The following is a 14,586-nucleotide window of genomic DNA, read 5'->3' as shown; positions in this document are numbered from 1 at the left end:
GTGGCAATAAAGTTCACCTACAATTGCCACCGGATCGAAAGACACAACTTTTTAGGAAGTCATTATGACAGCTATCGATCGAGACCGGGCGCGCGCGGCCTTCAAAAGCTACACCGATGCCTACGACGCCACCAACCCACGCATCGCGCTCAAAATCGAGCATACGTACCACGTGGCCGAGGCATGCGATGCCGTAGCGCGCGAGCAGGGCTGGTCGTCAGAAGATATTGACCTGGCATGGCTTTGCGGCCTGCTACACGATATGGGCCGCTTTGAGCAGTTGCGGCGCTGGGACACCTTTAAGGACGCCGAGAGCATGAGCCATGCAGCGCTGGGCATCGAGGTCCTCTTTGGCGAGAATCCCGCCGATGCACCCGCCGTAACGAGCATCCGCGACTTTATCGATGACCCGGCAGAGGACGAACTGATCCGCGCGAGCATCGCCCACCACAGTGATTTTCGCCTGCCCACGGAACTCGACACCCGTACACGGAGCTTCTGCGAGATCGTGCGCGATGGCGACAAGATCGACATTATGCGCACCATCGCCGACAGCACCGTCGACACCATCCTCAAGGTGGATGAGGACACGTTTCTCGCCAGCCACTTCTCGACACCGGCGCTTACCGCCTTTGACGAGCACCGCTGCGTCGCACGCGATGAGCGCGATGAGCCCGCAGACTACCTGGTGGGACTCATCTGCTTTATGTTTGAGCTCGTCTATCCAGCGAGCCGCGCGCTGGCGCGCAAACAGGGCGATATCCACCGCCTGCTCGACGCGCCCTTTGGCATTACGCGGCCCTTTACCGACCCCGCCACGCAGGCAACCTGGAGCCGCCTAAAGGACGAGATGCGCGACTGGCTGACGCGCGCTTAGCGCTCAAGCTGAGCCAGCAGCTCCTCAACGATCTCAACGGCATCGCCGACGACCTTGTACTGGGCGGCACCAAAGATGGGGGCATCCGGGTCCTCATTGATGGCGACAATGCACTCCGCCCCACCGATGCCGGCGAGATGCTGGATAGCGCCCGAGACACCGATGCTCACGAGGAGCTTGGGCGAGACCGATACACCCGTCTGGCCAATTTGGTGGCGATACTCCAACCAGCCTGCCTCCACAATGGGACGCGTGCAACCAAGCTCGGCACCCAGGGCATCGGCGAGCTTTCGCATCAGGGGCAGATTCTTCTTGGAGCCGATGCCGCGGCCCACCACGACCAGACGCTCGGCATCGGCAATTGAGGCCTGCTGTCCCCACTCCTCGGCGGGAATCGAGATCTCGACGCGGGCCTTAACGTCATCCGCAAGCACTACCTGGGCAATCGTGCCGGAGCGGCTATAGTCAAACTCGGGCGCCTTAAAGATGCCGGGGCGCACCGTTGCCATCTGAGGACGGTGGTTGGGGCAGATAATGGTGGCCATCAGGTTGCCGCCAAACGCCGGGCGCGTCTGCTGCAGCAGACCCGTCTCCGTATCCATCGAAAGCACCGTGCAATCGGCCGTAAGGCCCGTCTGCAAGCGCACGGCCACACCAGGCGCCAGCTCGCGACCAAAGGCGGTCGCACCGTACAGAATGGCCTCGGGCTTGCGCTCGGCTACCAAATCGCAGATCAAGCGGGCGTAGACCTCTGCGTCGTTCTGACGCAGGCGCTCGTCACGACAGACCAGAACTTCGTCCGCACCGGCGCAAATCAGATGCTCCAGGTCCCCGAGTGAGCCCTCGGGGCTCATGCCGACCAGTGCCACCAGACGGCAGCCGCGGGCATCGGCAAGCTCGCGCCCCTTGCCCATGAGCTCGAAGGCCACGGATGCAACGGCATCGTGCTCGTCAGTCTGCACGAAGATCCAGATGTCTCGATATGCGTCAAGGTCTGCCGCGCCGGCGGCCTCGTCGCGCTCAATCGAGATGGCGTTGACGGGGCAGGCGTCGACGCACCCACCGCACAGGATACAGCCGTCGGTTACGCGGGCACAGCGATTGGGGCGCTCACCCTCCACCACAATGCCGCCCGAGGCGCAGGCGCGAACGCAGCGACCGCAGCCGATACAGGCTTCGCTATCGATAATCAGCCCGCTCATCTATGCCATCCCCTCAATAATCTTGGCAAGTTTTACCGCCTGCTCGGACGCCGTTCCCTCAACGGCCTCGCACGTTTGGTCACGGTCGGGCACAAACGAGCGCACGACCTGCGTCGGTGATCCGGCAAGACCGCAACGCGCGGGGTCGGCGTTCACGTCGGCGGTACTGACCACGCGCACGTCCGCCTCCTCCGCCGCGCGAATACCGGCAATACTCGGCATACGCAACTGGCCAATCTCCTTGGCAGTCGTCATCGCGCACGGCATCTCAAGACACACCGTCTCCTCGCCGGCATCGCATCCGTGAACGAGCGCCAGCGAGCCACACGTCGTAAAGCCCGCGCTTTGCACGCAACTCACGTCGGTCACGCAGGGAATCTCAAAGGCACCGGCAAGCTCGGGACCAATCTGGGCCGTATCGCCATCCACCGCCATCTTGCCGCAGATGAGCAGGTCGAAGTCCTCGTCGAGTGCCTCGATGCCGCATTTGAGAGCATAGGTGGTCGCCAGGGTATCGGCACCTGCAAAGGCGCGATCGGTCAGCAGCAGCGCGTCGTCGGCGCCTCGAGCGATGCAGTCGCGCAGCAGCGACTCGGTCGCGGGGATGCCCATCGACACCACCGTCACGCGCACATCCATGCCAAAGCCGATAAAGTCGTCCTTCAGCGCCAGCGCGCATTCCAAAGCGCTCGCATCAAAGGGATTAATGACCGCCTGCTTGCCATCGCGCACGATGGTATTGGTCTTGGGGTCCATCTTGACCTCGGTGCTGCCCGGCACGGCCTTGACGCACACCACCATATGGAAATCGCTCATCTTCACGCGCCCCCTTTCTGGACGAGCTCATCCAAGAGCTTCTCCGAAAACAGGTTGCCGCGACCCAGCTGCCCGTCGGGATCGAGCTGGAGCTTGAGCCGCGCCGACTCGACCATGGCCTCGTGACCGTACATCGTCTCTAAGAAGCCCGCCTTGATCTTGCCGACGCCGTGCTCGGCAGAAACGGCACCGCCCATAGCCGTTACCTCCGCAGCCCACTGGGCAAACAGCTCGCCACCGCGACGGTAGTCTTGCGCATCGCGCGGCAGGATGTTCACATGCAGATGGTTATTCCCGATGTGTCCCCAGGCAGCAGACTCAAGCCCGCTTTCGGCCAGCGTGCGGCGATAGAGGGCCATGACATCGGCAAGGCGTGCATTGGGCACCGACATATCCGATCCCAGCTTGGTAATGGTGGGGTCGATGCGGCGACGCTCGTCAATGAGCATATTGACGCTCTCGGGGACCGCGTGGCGGAAGAACCGCTGGCACTCGCGATCGACTTCGGTGCGGGCGACCCATGTCGCATCGTCGCGGCCGCCCGCAAGCTCCAGCACCCATCCCAGGTGGCACAGCCCCTCGGTCGCCTGCGCCTCGTCATCGCAGTCGAGCTCCACGTAGACACAGACCTTTGCCTCGTCGTCGAGCGCCGGCAGCGAGGCAAACGCTGTCGACTGCTCGCGCTGGCGACGCAGGATATCCAGGGCGCCAGCATCGAAATACTCAATAGCGGCGGCATGGGACAGCACGGGACGCACGGAATCGGTAAAGGACACGGCCTTGTCTTCGCTATCGAAAAAGCAACTCACACCCCATACGACCGAAGGTGCCGCCTGCAGGGCGATCTCGAGCTCGGTAATGACGCCGAGCGTGCCGCACGCACCGATAAAAAGATCGATGGCGTCCATATCGTCCGCAACGAAATAGCCTGAGGCATTTTTTGTCTCGGGCATGGTATAGCTGGGAAGATCGAGCTCGAGCGTACGGCCCTCTGCCGTCACGAGCGACAGGTGGCGGCCCTGGGCAAAAGCCTCGCCGCGCTGAAGCTCAAGCAAATCGCCATCAGCCAGCGCGACGTGGAGTCCCGTGATATGCGGGCGCATGGGACCGTAAGCGTAGCTGCGGGCGCCGGAGGCATTGCATGCCGCCATGCCGCCCAGACAGGCAGATGCCTCGGTGGGATCGGTGGGAAAGAACTGCTCGGGGGACTCTTGGAACTCCTCGTAGGCCTCAAGCGATGCCTGGTCCCAACCAGCGGTCGGCAGTACCTTCTTGCTCAGCTGCTTACGCAGCTCCGAGAGCACAACGCCCGGCTCCACGCGCAGCAGAAATTGGCCTTGTTCATCGCGGCGAAGGCCCAAGTAGCGATTCATACGGGAAGTATTGAGGATATGCCCACCGTGGGGCACGGCACCGGCGGCAAGGCCGGTTCGGGCGCCCTGAACCGTTACCGGGACACGCTCGGCATGGAGCGTTTCCAAAATGGCACGGACCTCGTCTTCCGTTGTCGGAAACGAGATGCTCGATGCTTCGCCCGATGCGCGAGATTCATCGCGGCCATACTCCTCGAACTCGTCGGTGAAGGGTTTAATGGTTGCAGACACGCGAACTCCCCCTTTAGCTAACTACAGTGTTTTCAGGGAGATGTTACCGCATCGTTTCGTCGACGTGTTCGAGACCGTCTCCATAATTGGCGTTTTTACGTTCGTGCAATTCGGCGAACGGCAAGGCTTCCTCGGCAGACGATGCTTTTGACACATATCGCCCCGCCGTCGCCGACCGCTCGATTGTCGCTCGAAAAAAGTTGAAGTAATTTTTTCCACCTTTTACCTGCGGAGATGTCAATCCGTCAAGCATTTGGTCAGAAATTGGTCAAGTAGCGGCTGATACGGTCGGCATCGACAGCCAAAACCGATAGAAGTTTGGCCCCAGAAGCAGGGAGGTTCCCATGGCATATTACTGGCCCCAGTACGGCGTCGCCATCGAGGTCGACGACGATCCCTATCTCCTGCCTTTCGACGAAGAGGCGTTCCCCGATACGGCGGTCTACCACGTCACCACCGATGTTATCTGCGACCCCGAGTCGTTCTCGGCGCTCGCCCACCACATCGCGCGTATCCACGACATCGAGCTCCCTCACGACTTTGACGAGCTCATCTACTCGCGCCGCCTGATGCTTCACATGCTCTTTGGAGCGGACCCGTCCACGTTCGCACGTGTCTACACCACCAAGGACGCCGCATGAGTGCGAAGAAGCCGCCCCGCCTCGCAGGACTGGGGCGTCGCAAGAAACTCGTCGTTGTCTGTCTGGCTATCGTCTGCGCCCTCATCGCCGTAGGGCTATACGCCTGGCAGTCGCAGCCCGTGCCCGAAGCGGGTGCCTCAGTCACGACGGCAGAGGGTAAATCGCGACAAGAAATCCAAGATGAGCTCGATGCCATCGTCCGCGACAACATGATGACGATTTCGGTCGCGCCGGTCGCTCAGCTACAGGAGGACGGCAAGCTGCGCGTCAACGTGCAAAACGTCCAAGACAATAAATTTCCCCAGCGATTCCGCGTCATCCAAAACGACGAGACCATGTACGAATCCGGTGTGGTCGAGACCGGCAAGACAATCGAGACGTGCCCCGCCGGCGACATCAAAGAAGGCGAGGCATACATCGAGATCCAGGCACTCGATGCCAAGACCCTCGACAGCCACGGCAATCCGACACGTGTCAAGGTACGGGTTGAGCAAGCCGAGAACTAGCTTTTTCGGCCGACGCGGCACCGCACGCAATTCACCAGCATTCGTCCAATCATCGCGGGGACGGCCCGCGGCGAATAGAAAGGAACGACCATGGACATCACCAGGAACATGAACGGAGCCAGAGCGCTCGTCGTGGGCGCAGGGCTCGCGCTCGCGCTCGCAATGGGCGCCGCCCCGACGCCAGCTCTGGCAGCCGGGCGCGTTGGAACCACGAAAGTAATGGTCAGGACCGAGATCGACAACGTAGAGTTCAAAGTTCCGACGGTTATTCCCTTCGTCGCCAAGGCCGACGGCACGCTTCAGGGCCCCTCAGAAGACGCGACCACCATCGACAATCATTCGGCCTACGGCATCCATGTCACCAACATGAAGATCGACGCCATGAACACCTGGACCATTGCCGCCGACGCCAAGGCCGGAACCGCGCAGAATTCCATCGACTTTAAGGTCGGCCCCGACGGCGCACTCCAGAACGCCAGCGCCGCAATGCAGGAGACGGGCCTCGATCTTTCCAAGAATGCAGCCTTCGACATGGGCTACCAGGGCATTGCCGGCGGCACGGACAAAATTAAGCTCAAGACAAGCGGAAACGTCGCCCGCGTCACGCGCGACATCTTCCACGTAACCGGCGAAGGCGATCAGGTTGCAACGATCACCTGGACGGTCGAGCCCGGTGCGCACACGGCATAAGGCCGTCGCCCTGGCCGCCGCCGTCAGTATCCTAGCGTTTGGGCCAGCCATGGCCTTTGCCCAGCAAGAACAGGCGCAGGCCGCCACGCAGGTGACGGTCGACCTCTCGGAGCTCGACCGCGGCAACTGCAAGGAACCGTTGGCACAGACAGACGACAGACGATGGCTCTTGGCAGCAGGCGCCACGGCAGCAGGCGCGGGAACTGCCGGCCTCGGTCTGCACATCAAACGCAGCCAGAAACGAAACACGGACAGGCCGCACTAAATTAGCTAAGGAGACCCCATGGCATCGAAGAACCTTTTGCCCGTCGTCGCACTCTGCGGCGCGCTCGCAACCGGAACGCCTGTCGCCGCTTGGGCGACTCCCGTCATGGCAGACTCCTTACCAGCAGCCCTAAGCTCCGCACCAAATCCGTCGAGCGCCATTGCGTGCAAGCGTTTTTCGTTCGCACAGGCCGCAATCTCAACCTCGGGATGCCTTCGTCGTAATACGGACGGCTCGATAGTCGTGGATATCAATCGTTCGAACGAGGCAAACAGCTCCCAGGCGGGGTGCGCCGTCTGCACGTGGCGCTCGATTGTGCTCGATGCAGATGGCGATCCGTGCGATTTGGGGTTGCGCATCGATATCGCTTCGGTCGATGACTCGGCGAACGGAGCGAAGGTCGCCTTCGACGGTGCGTTTTTCGAGAAAGGAGGCGGTATATGTCTGGGCTGCGCCGCCGCGAATGCAGACGATGTGCAGCCCACCCTCTCATTCACGGCATCGCTGCGGCTGACCAAGGCGGGCACCGATGCCATCGCGGCGGGAGAAGCATCCCTGCTGTTCTACGCCGCCAGTACCGAAGACACAGACATTCATTTCGAGAAGCCGGCCGGATCGCTCAGCCTTACGCGCGGGACGGAGGCAGGCCCTATTGCGATCGATACCCACACGCTAGGCAGGCAACGCATTCTTGCCGACCCGGCGCTTCTCGAGATGGAGTGGAACGGATCCGGAGCCGTCGGGATTGTCCCCTCCGCGCTTGACGCCAAGACGCTCCCCTCAAACGACGAACCCATCAACGCAACCATACAAGAAGAGAGCACGGACAAAGAAGCAGGTGCGGGCGACACGCCGTCGCCGACAAACAGCGTCCCAGCTTCTTTCGAAGCACCAAATGAGCCCGCTACCGGTCCAAACGATCCCGAGCTCGCGGACAGTCTGGGGCTTGCTGATCCTCAGGAGATCGATGAAGGTAACTGCTGCGTGCTTGCCGCCCTCGACCACACAGAGGTCATCGATGCTGCAAACATCGAAGTTGCCGCCGCCAATCAGCCCGTCCGCAAGTCGGCCATCATCGCATTTCCCGAATCCATCGAAGTCGTCTATTTGCCATCGGGCGAGGTCGTGGCCCCAACGCTGCTCACCTTGTTGGGCGCCAAGAATACTCGAAACGAAATTAAAAAGGTCACGGTTGTCGACCCTGCAACCACCGCTAAACTGCGTCTATACGCCGTTGCCCCAGACGGAGGCAAGACCTTGGAATTCGATGGCGACACACTTCTAGCCTGGCGACGTCTGGACATTATGCAAGACGTCTCGTATCAGATCGAACTCGAAGGGTTTGATCGTGCCCGCGATGCCAATATCATCGCCGCGGCTATTGAATCCTCGCAGCGGCTTATGACACTGCGCTTTGACTACTACCCCTATGTCCCGACAACCACCTGAGGCTTAAATGCTGCGCATCATTCCTAATACCACTTATATAACGTATTAGATGAGTCGCGATGTGCCTCGCATTTCGTTCTGCTACGATTGCCACGTTGGCATCAATACAGGAGGGCTCATGCCGGGCTTGGGAACAATCATCAACGTTGCGCTTTTAGTTGCGGGCGGTCTTTTGGGATTAGCGGGCGGCCGCTTCATTACACCGCACATCCAAGACACGCTCATGAAAGCATCGGGGCTGTGCGTCCTGTTTATCGGCCTGGGCGGCACCATGCAAAAGATGCTCATCATCGATGGAAAGGCGCTAGCGACCACCGGTACCACCATGCTCATCGTCTCATTTGCGCTCGGTTCGCTCATCGGCGAGGCCATCAACTTGGAGGCCGCCATCGAGAACCTTGGCGAATGGCTCAAGCGCAAGACTGGCAGTGAGGGCGATAACAAGTTCACCAACGCTTTCGTCTCGACTTCACTCACCGTGTGCATCGGCGCCATGGCCATTGTGGGATCGATCCAGGACGGCCTGCTCGGCGACTGGTCAACGCTTGCCCTCAAGGGCGCACTGGACTGCATCATCGTCTGCACCATGACGGCCTCGCTTGGCCGCGGCTGCATCTTCTCCGCCCTGCCCGTCGCCGTGTTCCAGGGGACGATCACGTTGTTTGCCGGCGCGCTCTCCCCCATCATGACCACAGCTGCCCTCAACAGCCTTTCGCTCGTAGGTTCCATGCTCATCTTCTGTGTCGGCGTCAACCTCATCCGTCCTCAGACCTTCCGCACGGCCAATATGCTTCCCTCCGTCGTCATCGCCGTCATCTACGCCCTCCTGTTCTAAATCTATCAACGCATCGGTATCTCGAACATCTGTTTGATGCTGTGCTATGATATGAGGTCACCGTAGCTGCGTTCGAGAGGAGGAGCGGTGGCCGACCAGGACATCAAGATGCTCATCGAGCGCATTATGGCCGAGGCCCGGACCCATCAGTCCGCCCGCTTCTCAAACGAAACCTACGCAGACGAGCCGATTCTCAAAACCGGCCGACAGATGCAGAATTTCCTCCCCGACCAGTACCGTAAAATGCGCGAGATATCGCGCTGGCAGGATGACCCCAAGGGCGGTGCGGGCCGCTGGCTTTCGGAAGCCGAGCTTTTTTACCGCCAGGGCCTGCTGATGGCCGACTTTGAGGACGACTGTCCCTACAACGGCACCTTTAAGTCGTACTTTCCCACCTACAACGCCATGAGCGACCGGCAACTGCGCGGCTACTTTACCTGGCGTGCCCAAGTGCGCCGCGGAACCGTCGAGGAAACGTCTACGTCCTTTGCCTTTCTGTATCTCTATGAGCTGATCTGCGGCATTGGCGTAGATAATCCACTCGATGGTTTTAACAAGATCAAGGCTTTTTGGGATGTCTATCGCGCCTTCGAGCCCGGCATCGACCGGTTTGCGCGCGTGTGGCTGCAAGATTACGCCGTGTTCCACGGGCTCGACCCCAAGCTGCTTCGCGACTCTAAAACCGTCATGTTCGATAACGCCCTTATCGAACTGCGGCGCGCGGCACGAGACCTTGTACCGGCACCGTCCAGCCAGACCCCTAAGCGTCGCAAAACCTCCGAGCCCACGCTCCCCCTTCCGCCCGATGAGGTGCGCGAGGAGCGACTCATGGCCGCCATCAACGCCCTCTCCACGTACAACCTAAGTAGCTCGCGGCTCGACCGCAGCCACCACCGCGATCTGCGCCACGTGGCGTGCGCCGTGTATGTCCGCATGGTGCGCTACTATGACACGCACCGAAAGACCGGCATCGTGGCAAGTTTATTTGGGGAGGAGACGGCCATGCCCTACACCATGTTTGCCTCGGCCGTATTCTTTGCGCCCGAGCGCCACGAGGACTGCGAATACCGTCTGGACCCCATCCATATCTACCGTTGCCAAAACGGCTTTTGGGAATGCATGCGTATCCACGGTAGTAGGCAAAAGAGCAGCAAGCTCGGTGAAATGATGCGCGCCTGCGACCAACGCCTGCGCCTGGCGCTGGACCCTGCCCACCCCCTTAAGGAAGAAAAGGTCCCCAAATATCTGGCCAAGATTATCGATGACGAGATTGTGGCATGGCTTTCGTGGGACGCCGCACACCAGCCCGTCAAAATCGATATCGATCTGAGTCAGCTGGGGCATATTCGGAGCGCCGCCGCACAAACGCGCGAGGCGCTTTTGATTGACGAGGAACGCGAGGACGGCGCGTCCGCAGAAGCCGAGGCAGCGGACTCAGGGCAACCGGAAGCCGAGCCCGTAGCCGACGCGATGGTCGAGGCGGTCGCGGCGGCTGCAGGGCAGGACGAGTCCGACGAGCCGACCATATCCACCGAACAGTTTGGTGTCGTGGCACCGCTTCTCGCGCCGACGCCCGCGTTCGCAGCTGCTACGCCCGCTGACGCCACAAACGAACTCGTGCCCGCCGCAGACGCCTATCTCCGCGCGCTGCTCGAGCACAACGCAGTACAGGCGGAATCGGCGGTAGTGCAATCGGAGCAGAGCGAGGACATGCTCGTCGATACCATCAACGAGGCGCTCTTTGACCTGGTGGGCGACACCGTAATTGAATTTAGCGCGGCAGGACCGCAGATTATCGAGGACTACGAAGCAGACGTGAGAGGATACCTAGACCATGAGTGATACCGCATCCGCAGCACCTCGCGTGCCCAAGCGCGTCGCTGCCGTCATTCTCAACTCGCTCAAGGGCGGCGTGGTCCCGCGCATCGGCCTTCCTTACATCACCGTAGGCCGCGAGGTCGAGATCCGCGCCCTGCTCACCGATCTGAGCCTCATCGCCGACGGTGGCGCGAGCTTCCGCTTTCTGGTCGGTCGTTACGGCGCCGGCAAGAGCTTTTTGCTCCAGACCATCCGCACGCACGCCATGGGCGAGGGATTCGTCGTCGCTGATGCCGACCTGTCGCCCGAGCGCCGCCTGCAGGGCGGTCAGGGACAGGGCCTTGCCACCTACCGCGAGCTCATCCGCAATATATCGACCAAGACGCGCCCCGAGGGCGGTGCGCTCAACCTTATTCTGGATCGCTGGGTCGCCTCATGTGCCGACGTCGACGAGTCGGTCGTCAATGCCCAACTGGCCCCGCTCGAGGAGATGGTCCACGGCTTCGACTTCACCCGTATGCTCCGCCGCTACCGCATGGCCGTATCCGAGGGCGACGAAGAGGCCATGAGCCGCGTGACCAAATGGATCCGCGGCGAATACCGCACCAAGAGCGAGGCGCGCGCCGAGCTGGGCTCCTCGACCATCATCAGCGACGACGATTGGTACGACTACGTCAAACTCATCGCGCGTTTTTTGGTTTGCAGCGGCTACAAGGGCATGCTGGTGCTCATCGACGAACTCGTGAATCTGTATAAGATTCCCAATGCCATCACGCGCCAGTACAACTACGAGAAGATCCTGACCATGTACAACGACACACTTCAGGGCAAGGCGCAGTACCTGGGCATGATCATGGGCGGCACGCCAACCTCCATCGAAGACCGCCGCCGCGGCGTGTTCTCCTACGAGGCTCTGCGCAGCCGACTCGCTCAGGGTCGCTTTGCGCGTGAGGACCTTAAGGACATGCTCGCACCCATCATCCGCCTGCAGCCGCTCACCTACGAGGAGCTACTGGTGCTCATCGAAAAACTCATGCAAATTCACGCCGGCTACTTTGGCTGGACGCCCACGCTTACCGAGAACGACTTGGTGGACTTCCTCAAGATTGAGTTCGGCCGCGTGGGGGCCGATACGCATCTGACACCGCGCGAGGTCATTCGCGACTTTATCGAGTTGCTCGATATCCTGTGTCAAAACCCCGATGCTAACGTGGCAGAGTTACTGCAAAGCGTCGGCGGCGATACTCTCGCACCAGCCGGCGAATCGCCCGCGTCATCCGACGCGCGCAACTTCGCCGAGTTCACCATCTAACCTGCCAAAAAGGGACAGGTTTATTTTGGCAGGTTTTATCTGGGCAAACGTCGAGACAGTAATGTAGCGAGCCACTGCTCACCGCGTTAAGAGATTCGTATTTGAGAGGAGGCCCCGTGAACGCCTTTGACCGCTACGCCCCGTTTATCCAAGACTTCATCTACTCCCACGATTGGGAGAGTCTGCGCTCTATCCAGGTTGCGGCGGCAGACGCCATCTTTAACACGCAAGACAATGTGCTCCTGACGGCATCCACGGCATCTGGCAAAACTGAGGCGGCCTTCTTTCCCATCCTGACCGAGTTTTGGGAAAAACCGCCCGCAAGCGCGGGCGCCCTCTACATCGGCCCCCTCAAGGCACTCATCAATGATCAGTTCGTCCGCCTCAATGACCTCTGCGAAGAAGCCGACATCCCCGTCTGGCACTGGCATGGCGACGTCTCGCAATCGCACAAGGCTAAGCTCATCAAAAAACCGAGCGGTATCCTACAGATTACGCCCGAATCACTCGAGGCACTCCTGATCCACAAGCACACGGCAATCCCGCGTATGTTCTGCGACCTGCGCTATGTGGTCATCGACGAGGTCCACTCACTCATGCGCGGTGACCGCGGCGGGCAGACGCTCTGCCTTATTGAGCGCCTTTCGCGCATGGCGGGCGTGCAGCCCCGCCGTATTGGCCTTTCGGCCACCATCGGCGACCCCGAGCGCACGGGTGCCTTTCTCTCACAGGGAACGGGCCGCGACTGCGTTATCCCCCGTTTTGAGGAACCGCGCCGCGTGTGGCGCATCTCCATGGAGCACTTCTATAACTCGGGTCCCCAGGCGCAGCAGCGAAGATTCACGAGCACAGGCCCGCAGGAAGCTGAGGTGCTCGCATGCGAGCGCATTGAGGCGGCACCACCCGCGGCACTGCCCGTCAGCACCCAAGACATGCGCCATGGCGGACAGCTCACACAAGAGGAGCGCCGTCAACGTCGTGAACGGGCACGGGGCAAGGCTGCCCCCAAGGACAGTCGCGCTTCCTCGGCCCCCGAGGGCGAAGTCGATATCCCGCGGGCAACCGAGCAGGCACTTCTCAACTCCACCGACACCGCGCCCGACAACGCCGATCCCGGAATGGGCTACATCTTTGAACATACGCGCGGACGCAAGTGCCTGGTCTTTGCCAACTCGCGCGAGGAGGCAGAGGCCGTGTGCTCCATGCTGCGCAGTTACTGCGAGAGCCGACACGAGCCCGACCGCTTTCTCATCCACCACGGCAATCTTTCGGCATCGCTACGCGAGACCGCCGAGGAGCTGATGCGCGACGAGGAACAGGCGCAGACAACCATCACCACCTCCACACTGGAGCTCGGCATCGATATCGGTCGTCTGGAGCGCGCGTTCCAGATCGATGCGCCGTTTACCGTTAGCTCCTTTTTGCAGCGAATGGGCCGCACAGGACGCCGCGATCTTCCACCCGAGATGTGGTTTGTCATGCGCGAGGAAGAGCCCGAGCCGCGCACGATGATGCCCGAGACCATTCCGTGGAAGCTCCTGCAGGGCATCGCGCTCGTACAACTCTATCGAGAGGAAAAGTGGGTCGAGCCGCCCGAGCTTGATCGACTCCCCTACAGCCTGCTCTATCACCAGACCATGTCGACGCTCGCCAGCACCGGCGAGCTCACACCGGCCGAGCTTGCTCAGCGTGTGCTCACGCTCAGCTATTTCCACCGCGTCTCGGCCGATGACTATCGCGTACTGCTGCGCCACCTCATCAAGATCGACCACATCCAGGTCACCGAGGGCGGTGGGCTCATCGTGGGCCTCGCGGGCGAGCGCATCATCAACAACTTTAAGTTCTACGCCGTGTTCCAGGAAAACGAGGAGTTTACCGTTCGCAGCGAATCGGCCGAGCTGGGCACGATCGTCAATCCCCCACCGCCCGGTGAGCGCATCGCCATCGCCGGACACTGCTGGATTGTCGAGGAAGTGGACTGGAAGCGTCATACCGTCTTTGCCACGCAGGTCAAGGGCCGTGTGCCGGCCTACTTTGGCGACTGCCCCGGCGACATCAATACACACGTACTCGAGCGCATGCGCAAGGCGCTCAACGAGCACGCGGCATATCCGTACCTCATGGGCAACGCACGGGCACGCCTTGCACAGGCTCGTCATACCGCCGAGATTTCGGGCGCGGGAACTAAACCGCTCATTAACCTGGGCGGCGACACCTGGGTGCTCTTCCCCTGGTTGGGAAGCTACGCCTTTTTGGCGCTCGAGCGCATGCTCAAGATTAAATGCGCCGCGGAGCTGGGCCTTCACGGGCTCGATCCGTCGCGTCCATACTTTATGCAGTTTAAGATGAAGGCCGATGAGGAGACGTTCTTTGAGGTGCTCGCCGCCGAGGCCGAGAAGGACTTTGATCCCATCGAGCTCGTCTATCCCGGCGAGGTGCCTTATTTTGATCGCTACGACGAGTACGTTCCCGAGGAGCTCGTGCGCAAAGGCTTCGCCGAAGGCGTGCTCGACATCGAGGGTATGAAGCAGCGCGTTCTCGGCTGGCGCGACCACGCCTAAGACCAGTCTT

Annotated in this window: 13 protein-coding genes; 10 read left to right on the top strand and 3 right to left on the bottom strand. The window is 60.9% G+C overall.

Annotated elements, in window-relative coordinates:
• Nucleotides 1–64 precede the first annotated feature (64 nt).
• Nucleotides 65–877 (top strand): HD domain-containing protein, encoded by an 813-nt coding sequence (locus tag DXD56_RS06020; protein ID WP_117640554.1) that lies wholly within the window; start codon nucleotides 65–67, stop codon nucleotides 875–877.
• Here DXD56_RS06020 and DXD56_RS06015 read toward each other — a convergent pair.
• The 3 genes from DXD56_RS06015 to DXD56_RS06005 are packed head-to-tail and all read right to left on the bottom strand — an operon-like array spanning nucleotide 874 to nucleotide 4,499.
• On the bottom strand, nucleotides 874–2,079 hold the full coding sequence (locus DXD56_RS06015) for an electron transfer flavoprotein subunit alpha (RefSeq protein WP_117640553.1): 1,206 nt from the start codon (nucleotides 2,077–2,079) through the stop codon (nucleotides 874–876). The two genes, DXD56_RS06020 and DXD56_RS06015, sit on opposite strands and share 4 nt — an antisense overlap.
• Nucleotides 2,080–2,895, bottom strand: coding sequence for an electron transfer flavoprotein subunit beta/FixA family protein (locus tag DXD56_RS06010; RefSeq protein WP_117640570.1), 816 nt, complete (start codon nucleotides 2,893–2,895; stop codon nucleotides 2,080–2,082).
• A 2-nt stretch (nucleotides 2,896–2,897) separates the two neighbouring features.
• The gene (locus DXD56_RS06005; protein WP_117640552.1) at nucleotides 2,898–4,499 is read right to left on the bottom strand and encodes an FAD-binding oxidoreductase; all 1,602 of its coding nucleotides are present in this window, start codon (nucleotides 4,497–4,499) and stop codon (nucleotides 2,898–2,900) included.
• 344 nt (nucleotides 4,500–4,843) lie between these two features.
• On the opposite strand from DXD56_RS06005, the gene DXD56_RS06000 reads away from it, so the two are divergent.
• The 9 genes from DXD56_RS06000 (at nucleotide 4,844) to DXD56_RS05960 (ending at nucleotide 14,576) form a co-directional block, all read left to right on the top strand.
• Nucleotides 4,844–5,140, top strand: a complete 297-nt coding sequence (locus tag DXD56_RS06000; RefSeq protein WP_089573322.1) for a hypothetical protein — start codon at nucleotides 4,844–4,846, stop codon at nucleotides 5,138–5,140.
• Nucleotides 5,137–5,646: a hypothetical protein gene (locus tag DXD56_RS05995; protein ID WP_099431401.1), complete on the top strand. Its 510-nt coding sequence runs from the start codon at nucleotides 5,137–5,139 to the stop codon at nucleotides 5,644–5,646. Before DXD56_RS06000 ends, DXD56_RS05995 begins: the two co-directional genes overlap by 4 nt.
• A gap of 90 nt (nucleotides 5,647–5,736) precedes the next feature.
• Nucleotides 5,737–6,336, top strand: coding sequence for a hypothetical protein (locus tag DXD56_RS05990; RefSeq protein ID WP_117640551.1), 600 nt, complete (start codon nucleotides 5,737–5,739; stop codon nucleotides 6,334–6,336).
• Nucleotides 6,337–6,385: 49 nt separating this feature from the next.
• Nucleotides 6,386–6,601 (top strand): hypothetical protein, encoded by a 216-nt coding sequence (locus DXD56_RS05985; protein ID WP_147325188.1) that lies wholly within the window; start codon nucleotides 6,386–6,388, stop codon nucleotides 6,599–6,601.
• Between the two features lie 18 nt (nucleotides 6,602–6,619).
• Nucleotides 6,620–8,050 carry a hypothetical protein gene (locus DXD56_RS05980; RefSeq protein ID WP_147325187.1) on the top strand — a complete coding sequence of 477 codons (1,431 nt, stop codon included), beginning with the start codon at nucleotides 6,620–6,622 and terminating at the stop codon, nucleotides 8,048–8,050.
• Between the two features lie 61 nt (nucleotides 8,051–8,111).
• Nucleotides 8,112–8,885, top strand: coding sequence for a DUF554 domain-containing protein (locus tag DXD56_RS05975; RefSeq protein ID WP_233524948.1), 774 nt, complete (start codon nucleotides 8,112–8,114; stop codon nucleotides 8,883–8,885).
• A gap of 87 nt (nucleotides 8,886–8,972) precedes the next feature.
• Entirely contained in the window at nucleotides 8,973–10,727 is a 1,755-nt protein-coding gene (locus tag DXD56_RS05970) for a TerB N-terminal domain-containing protein (RefSeq protein ID WP_233524947.1), read from the top strand.
• Nucleotides 10,720–12,015 (top strand): ATP-binding protein, encoded by a 1,296-nt coding sequence (locus DXD56_RS05965; RefSeq protein ID WP_117640548.1) that lies wholly within the window; start codon nucleotides 10,720–10,722, stop codon nucleotides 12,013–12,015. The genes DXD56_RS05970 and DXD56_RS05965 overlap by 8 nt, the downstream gene beginning before the upstream one ends.
• A 116-nt stretch (nucleotides 12,016–12,131) precedes the next feature.
• Nucleotides 12,132–14,576 (top strand): DEAD/DEAH box helicase, encoded by a 2,445-nt coding sequence (locus DXD56_RS05960; RefSeq protein WP_117640547.1) that lies wholly within the window; start codon nucleotides 12,132–12,134, stop codon nucleotides 14,574–14,576.
• Nucleotides 14,577–14,586: the final 10 nt, after the last annotated feature.

It is taken from the genome of Collinsella sp. TM06-3 (assembly GCF_003436395.1).
In the GTDB taxonomy this organism is placed as follows: domain Bacteria; phylum Actinomycetota; class Coriobacteriia; order Coriobacteriales; family Coriobacteriaceae; genus Collinsella.
Note: the sequence above shows the minus strand (reverse complement) of the source record. Positions and strands in the feature narration are given on the sequence as shown.

Excerpts from the sequence above, each read along its gene's own strand:
- DXD56_RS06020 (WP_117640554.1), top strand. The coding sequence starts at position 65 with ATGACAGCTATCGATCGAGACCGGGCGCGCGCGGCCTTCAAAAGCTAC.
- DXD56_RS06015 (WP_117640553.1), bottom strand. The coding sequence starts at position 2,079 with ATGAGCGGGCTGATTATCGATAGCGAAGCCTGTATCGGCTGCGGTCGC.
- DXD56_RS06010 (WP_117640570.1), bottom strand. The coding sequence starts at position 2,895 with ATGAGCGATTTCCATATGGTGGTGTGCGTCAAGGCCGTGCCGGGCAGC.
- DXD56_RS06000 (WP_089573322.1), top strand. The coding sequence starts at position 4,844 with ATGGCATATTACTGGCCCCAGTACGGCGTCGCCATCGAGGTCGACGAC.
- DXD56_RS05995 (WP_099431401.1), top strand. The coding sequence starts at position 5,137 with ATGAGTGCGAAGAAGCCGCCCCGCCTCGCAGGACTGGGGCGTCGCAAG.
- DXD56_RS05990 (WP_117640551.1), top strand. The coding sequence starts at position 5,737 with ATGGACATCACCAGGAACATGAACGGAGCCAGAGCGCTCGTCGTGGGC.
- DXD56_RS05985 (WP_147325188.1), top strand. The coding sequence starts at position 6,386 with ATGGCCTTTGCCCAGCAAGAACAGGCGCAGGCCGCCACGCAGGTGACG.
- DXD56_RS05980 (WP_147325187.1), top strand. The coding sequence starts at position 6,620 with ATGGCATCGAAGAACCTTTTGCCCGTCGTCGCACTCTGCGGCGCGCTC.
- DXD56_RS05965 (WP_117640548.1), top strand. The coding sequence starts at position 10,720 with ATGAGTGATACCGCATCCGCAGCACCTCGCGTGCCCAAGCGCGTCGCT.